The 4,836-nt window shown below is 62.4% G+C and carries 5 protein-coding genes and 1 tRNA gene; 3 read left to right on the top strand and 3 right to left on the bottom strand.

The genetic code is table 11. The features are described from left to right. Positions 1-168 precede the first annotated feature (168 nt). Together ENZ74_RS22115 and ENZ74_RS22110 are read right to left on the bottom strand one after the other, a co-directional pair. Positions 169-243: transfer RNA gene (locus ENZ74_RS22115), tRNA-Val, on the bottom strand. Positions 244-359: 116 nt separating this feature from the next. Beyond that, a complete protein-coding gene (locus tag ENZ74_RS22110; protein ID WP_006199474.1) occupies positions 360-722 on the bottom strand; it encodes a response regulator in 363 nt (120 codons plus the stop codon). A 163-nt stretch (positions 723-885) separates the two neighbouring features. Here ENZ74_RS22110 and ENZ74_RS22105 point away from each other — a divergent pair, with 163 nt between their 5' ends. Both ENZ74_RS22105 and hisN read left to right on the top strand, forming a co-directional pair. Continuing rightward, positions 886-1,827: an N-formylglutamate amidohydrolase gene (locus ENZ74_RS22105; RefSeq protein ID WP_013529713.1), complete on the top strand. Its 942-nt coding sequence runs from the start codon at positions 886-888 to the stop codon at positions 1,825-1,827. 301 nt (positions 1,828-2,128) lie between these two features. After that, a complete protein-coding gene (hisN, locus tag ENZ74_RS22100) occupies positions 2,129-2,902 on the top strand; it encodes a histidinol-phosphatase (RefSeq protein WP_024502739.1) in 774 nt (257 codons plus the stop codon). A gap of 17 nt (positions 2,903-2,919) precedes the next feature. On the opposite strand, the gene ENZ74_RS22095 is transcribed toward hisN, so the two are convergent. Next, the gene (locus ENZ74_RS22095; protein WP_127312989.1) at positions 2,920-3,897 is read right to left on the bottom strand and encodes an alpha/beta hydrolase; all 978 of its coding nucleotides are present in this window, start codon (positions 3,895-3,897) and stop codon (positions 2,920-2,922) included. A gap of 481 nt (positions 3,898-4,378) precedes the next feature. On the opposite strand from ENZ74_RS22095, the gene ENZ74_RS22090 reads away from it, so the two are divergent. Next, a partial coding sequence (locus ENZ74_RS22090; RefSeq protein WP_127312988.1) for an Hsp20 family protein occupies positions 4,379-4,836 on the top strand: 458 nt, incomplete at its 3' end.

The raw sequence follows: 4,836 nt of genomic DNA, 5'->3' as shown, positions 1-4,836 counted from the left end.
GTGTAACGCGCGCCCTGGACGGCCCTGTGCCACGCTGTGCCCTGCTTATCCCAAGTGAGGCGTTCTTCCGCCAGCACCTCGACGCTGCTCATCCCGCGCGTCATGCCCACGCGCTTTGTCTGGCGAGCCGGCCAGCATGTCGATCCAAGTCTGATTTGTCTGGTTGGATGGTGGGCGTGACAGGGATTGAACCTGTGACCCCTGCAATGTCAATGCAGTGCTCTCCCGCTGAGCTACACGCCCATCCGAAGCCGCGCATACACCATTTTTGATCCAGCGCGTCAATAGCAGGAAAAAGGAAAGAAGGCGTCGTCTCGCCGCAGTGGCGAAGAGGTGCGGCGCCTCGCCTAGAAAACGGCTCAGGCCGCCTGCAGCATCTTCTCCACCTCGTTGACGAGGTCGCGCAGATGGAATGGCTTCGACAGCACCTTGGCGTCTTTCGGCGCCTTGGAATCCGGGTTCAACGCAACGGCGGCGAAACCGGTGATGAACATGACTTTCAGATCGGGATCGATCTCGGTGGCGCGGCGCGCCAGCTCGATGCCGTCCATCTCCGGCATGACGATGTCGGTCAGCAGCAGCGAGAACGGCTCTTCGCGCAGCCGCTCATAGGCGCTGGCGCCATTGTCGAAATCGCTGACCTGGTAACCGGCGCGCTCCAGCGCCTTGACGAGGAACCGACGCATATCGTCGTCGTCTTCCGCCAGAAGAATGCGTGCCATGATATCCTGTCCGAATCACCCGCCCGAGATTGCCGTTGGGCAAGCCCGTTAACCATCCTGTATATGAGGAGGTGAGGGTAAACATCAAGTGAACGCGGACGGCGATGATCCATATTTGCCGGGGGTGTGCCGCCGCTGAAATGCTGGACACGCGGCCTGCAAGGTGGCACTTTCACATCATGATGCACTGGTGTTTTCGGGTTCGTTCAAATTGAAGACGGCAGCCGAGGATTTTTCGGTCTTTCCACCCTTCGAAATCCGGTCGGGCGCCGAGCAGCGCGTCCCCTTCCTCTTCAATTCGCCGCATAGCGGCCGCTACTATCCCGAACGGTTCCTGGCCATGGCAAGGCTGGACCGCAACGCCATCCGCCGGTCGGAAGACTGTTACGTCGATGAGCTGTTCGGCGGTGCCGTGGCGCTCGGCGCGCCGCTGCTGGCGGCGAATTTTCCGAGGGCCTATCTCGACGTCAATCGCGAGCCGTGGGAGCTCGATCCTCGCATGTTCGCCGAGCCAGTGCCGTCCTTCTGCAACATCCGCTCGGCGCGGGTGGCGGGTGGGCTTGGCACGGTGCCGAAGCTGGTCGGCGAGGGGCTCGACATCTATTCCGGCCGCCTGCCGCTGTCGGAAGCCGTTGCCCGGATCGAAACCGTCTACAAGCCCTATCACGAGACGCTGAAGCGGCTTTTGACCCGGACCCATGCGCGGTTCGGTTTTGCCGTGCTGATCGACTGTCATTCGATGCCGGCGAGCATCCGTGTCGGCGACAGCGGGCTGCGGCCCGACTTCATCATCGGCGACCGTTTCGGCATCTCGGCAACCGCCGCCCTGACCGAGACCGCGATCGGCCTGCTCAGCGCCATGGGCTATTCGGTTGCCCACAACAAACCCTATGCCGGCGGCTTCATCACCGAGCATTACGGCCGCCCGGCGCGCCATCTGCATGCGCTGCAGATCGAGGTCAATCGCGGGCTCTACATGAACGAACGGACATTCGAGAAGGCCGCCGGCTTCGATGCGCTGGCCGACGATCTGACGCGGTTCTCAGCCGACCTGATGTCGATGCCCGACCATCATTTCATCGACCTGCCGCTGGCCGCGGAGTGAAATCGCGGCGTAAAAAAAGACCGCATCGTTTGCACGATACGGTCGAAGTCTAGGGAGGAAACGCCCAAGGAGGGCATGGACAGGAAACCCTGTCCGAGGTCAAGGGTATTGTGCGTTGCACAAATGTCAAGCGACCTTCAGGCTTTTTTAATTCACTCTGATGTGGAAATTGCGTTTCGACGACGCTTATGTGACATCCGGGCAACAGATGCCGTCGCGGAGAAGTAGTCGAACACACTTGTTTTGGTACGAAATTGGCGGCAGAGCACGGCTCGGACATGCTGCAGTGCGGGAGAATCAGTTGGACATCAGTGTCGATTTCATGCGCCGCATCGCGCAGGTGGCGGCGGCGGAGACCTTGCCGCGCTTTCGTGCCCAAGGCGCGGTCGCCAACAAGGAACAGGGCAGTTTCGATCCGGTCACCGAGGCCGATCGCGAGGCCGAGCGCGCTATCCGGGCGTTGATCTCTGCCGAGTATCCCGACCATGGCATTCTTGGCGAGGAGCATGGCAGCGAGAACATTTCGAGCCGGCATGTCTGGGTGATCGACCCGATCGACGGCACGCGCGCCTTTATTTCCGGCCTGCCGGTGTGGGGCACGCTGGTCGGGCTGACGGTCGACGGTGACGCCGTTGCCGGCATGATGGCGCAACCCTTCACCGGCGAGCTGTTCTACGCCAACGCCTCAGGTTCGCACTATGAGGGGCCGGGCGGGCCGCGAAAACTGACGACCCGCAAGACGACGAAGTTGGACCAGGCGACGCTGTTCACCACCACGCCGGCGCTATTCAAAGGCGAAGCGCGCAACCGTTACGATGCATTCGAAAGACAGATCCAACTCGCCCGCTATGGCGCCGATTGCTATGCCTTCGCCATGATCGCTTCGGGAAGCGTCGATATCGTCGCCGATCCCGGTTTGAAGCCATACGACATCGTGGCGCTGATCCCGATCATCGAGAAGGCAGGCGGTGTGGTCACCACATTCGATGGCGGGCCTGCGGAAAAGGGCGGCGATGTCCTGGCGGCTGCAACGCCGGAACTCCACGCAGCTGCCATGGCTGCCTTGCGCGGCTGACCAGCGACCGGCGGCCGTCAGGCCGTGGGGTCGTCGCTGCCGGGAATGAAGGCGTCGAAGGCGGCGAGCAATTGCTCGCGGTAGATGTCGGCTTCCTGCAGGATTTCGTGGCGGGAGCCGTCGATCATCAGCAATGAACCGAGCCGCAGACGCCTGGCGTAGGCTTCGACAGCCCTGGTCGAGACGACCTGGTCGGCGCCGGCGGCGATGATCAGCAGCGGGACCTGGATCCGGGCCATGAAGTCGGGGTCGTTGACGGCTTCCGAAGCTTTCGCGGCTGCCCGCAGCCAACGGATCGTCGGCCCGCCAAGCGCCAGTTGCGGGGATTCTTCATAGATCCGTGTGTTGCGCCGATAGCGTTCCGGGTCCGATGTCAGCTTGTTGGTCTCGAAAGGGGCCGTTGCCCTCGGCCGCGGACCCCAGGCGGCATAGAGCCGGCCGAGGCCGAGAGCGCAGAACAGGGAACAGACGCGGCGAACCGTCGAGATCGAGACCGGAAGGTCGGGCAGCGTCAGGAAAGGCGCGATCAGCACCATGCGCCGGACGCGGTTCACCATCGACGGCGCGGCCAGCAGGGTGATCAATGCGCCTGCCGAATGGGCCAGGATGTAGTAGGGTCCGCGGCAATCGGGCAGCACGATCTCCTCGAAGAACTGTTCGAGGTCGGCGGTGTAGTCGCGGAAGCTGCTGACGTAGCCGCGCTGGCGATCGCGGATCAGCCGGTCTGAATCGCCCTGGCCGCGCCAGTCGAGCGTGGCGACGCCAAAGCCACGATCGGCAAGGTTGCGGATGGTTTCGAAATATTTCTCGATGCACTCGTTGCGGCCGGTGAGCAGGACCACGGTGCCCTTCATCGGGCGAGCGACCGCGCCGAACAGGCCGTAGCGGATATTCTTGCGGTCACGCGTGGTGAAGAAGCCGCCGGCGGCGTTTTCCGGCCGCGGATTGCCCTCGATTTCGTGAAAAAGGGAGTTTTCGGTGAAAAGATCCGTCATTCGGCGCTTCGTGCTCGGCGTCTCGCATGCCCGCCTGCGCTGGCCGGCTCCGCTATGGTGATAGACGCCCATGCGCCAAAAGCCAAGGAATTCCCGGTGACTGACTGGGCTGCAACAGGGAAGGCCGGAAGCCGCTTGAAAGCGTGCTTCCGGCCTCTGTCGATCCGGGAGGAAGGGACGTTACACCCGGTCGGCCTCGTTGCGGTGCCTGTTGTGCAATCGGCGCCGCCAGTCCTTGATCCTGGAATGGACTTTAGCGCCGGCTGCCTGAACGCGCGCCGAAGTGCCGGTTCATCTGCCGTTCATCAAGGGTCCGGCCGCCGTGGCTTTTGCCGCCAGGTGAAATCTTGAAATGCTTTCCAGCGCTCCCCAAATGTCTCGTGCGGTCGCCAATGTAGGGGCCGCTGGCCCACCCGAAACGCCGCTCAAGGGTTTCGCACCGGCCATACGCAAACCATGTTGCTCAACAGGAGAACACCTCATGCGTCACGTTGATTTTTCCCCGCTTTATCGCTCGACCGTCGGCTTCGATCGTCTGTTCACGATGCTCGATTCGCTTGCGCAGCCGGATGGCGCGCAGACCTACCCGCCCTACAACATCGAGCGCACCGGTGAGGATTCCTACCGGATCTCGATGGCGGTTGCCGGCTTCTCTGACGAGGAAATCTCGATCGAAGCCCATCGCAACGTGCTGACCGTGAAGGGTGAGCGCAAGGACGAGGGCACCGGCGAAGGCTCTGAACTGCTCTATCGCGGCATTGCCTCGAGAGCCTTCGAACGCCGCTTCCAGCTTGCCGACCACGTCGAAGTTGTCGGTGCTTCGCTGAAGAACGGCCTGCTGTTCGTCGACCTCAAGCGCAACATCCCCGAGGAGCTGAAGCCGCGCAAGATCGCGATTACGGCATCTTCGGCCAAGGCCAAGCAGATCGAGGCCAAGAC

It is taken from the genome of Mesorhizobium sp. M7A.F.Ca.CA.002.15.2.1 (assembly GCF_003998715.1).
In the GTDB taxonomy this organism is placed as follows: domain Bacteria; phylum Pseudomonadota; class Alphaproteobacteria; order Rhizobiales; family Rhizobiaceae; genus Mesorhizobium; species Mesorhizobium ciceri.
Note: the sequence above shows the minus strand (reverse complement) of the source record. Positions and strands in the feature narration are given on the sequence as shown.

Coding starts and splice junctions, on each gene's coding strand:
- ENZ74_RS22110 (WP_006199474.1), bottom strand. CDS start 722: ATGGCACGCATTCTTCTGGCGGAAGACGACGACGATATGCGTCGGTTC.
- ENZ74_RS22095 (WP_127312989.1), bottom strand. CDS start 3,897: ATGACGGATCTTTTCACCGAAAACTCCCTTTTTCACGAAATCGAGGGC.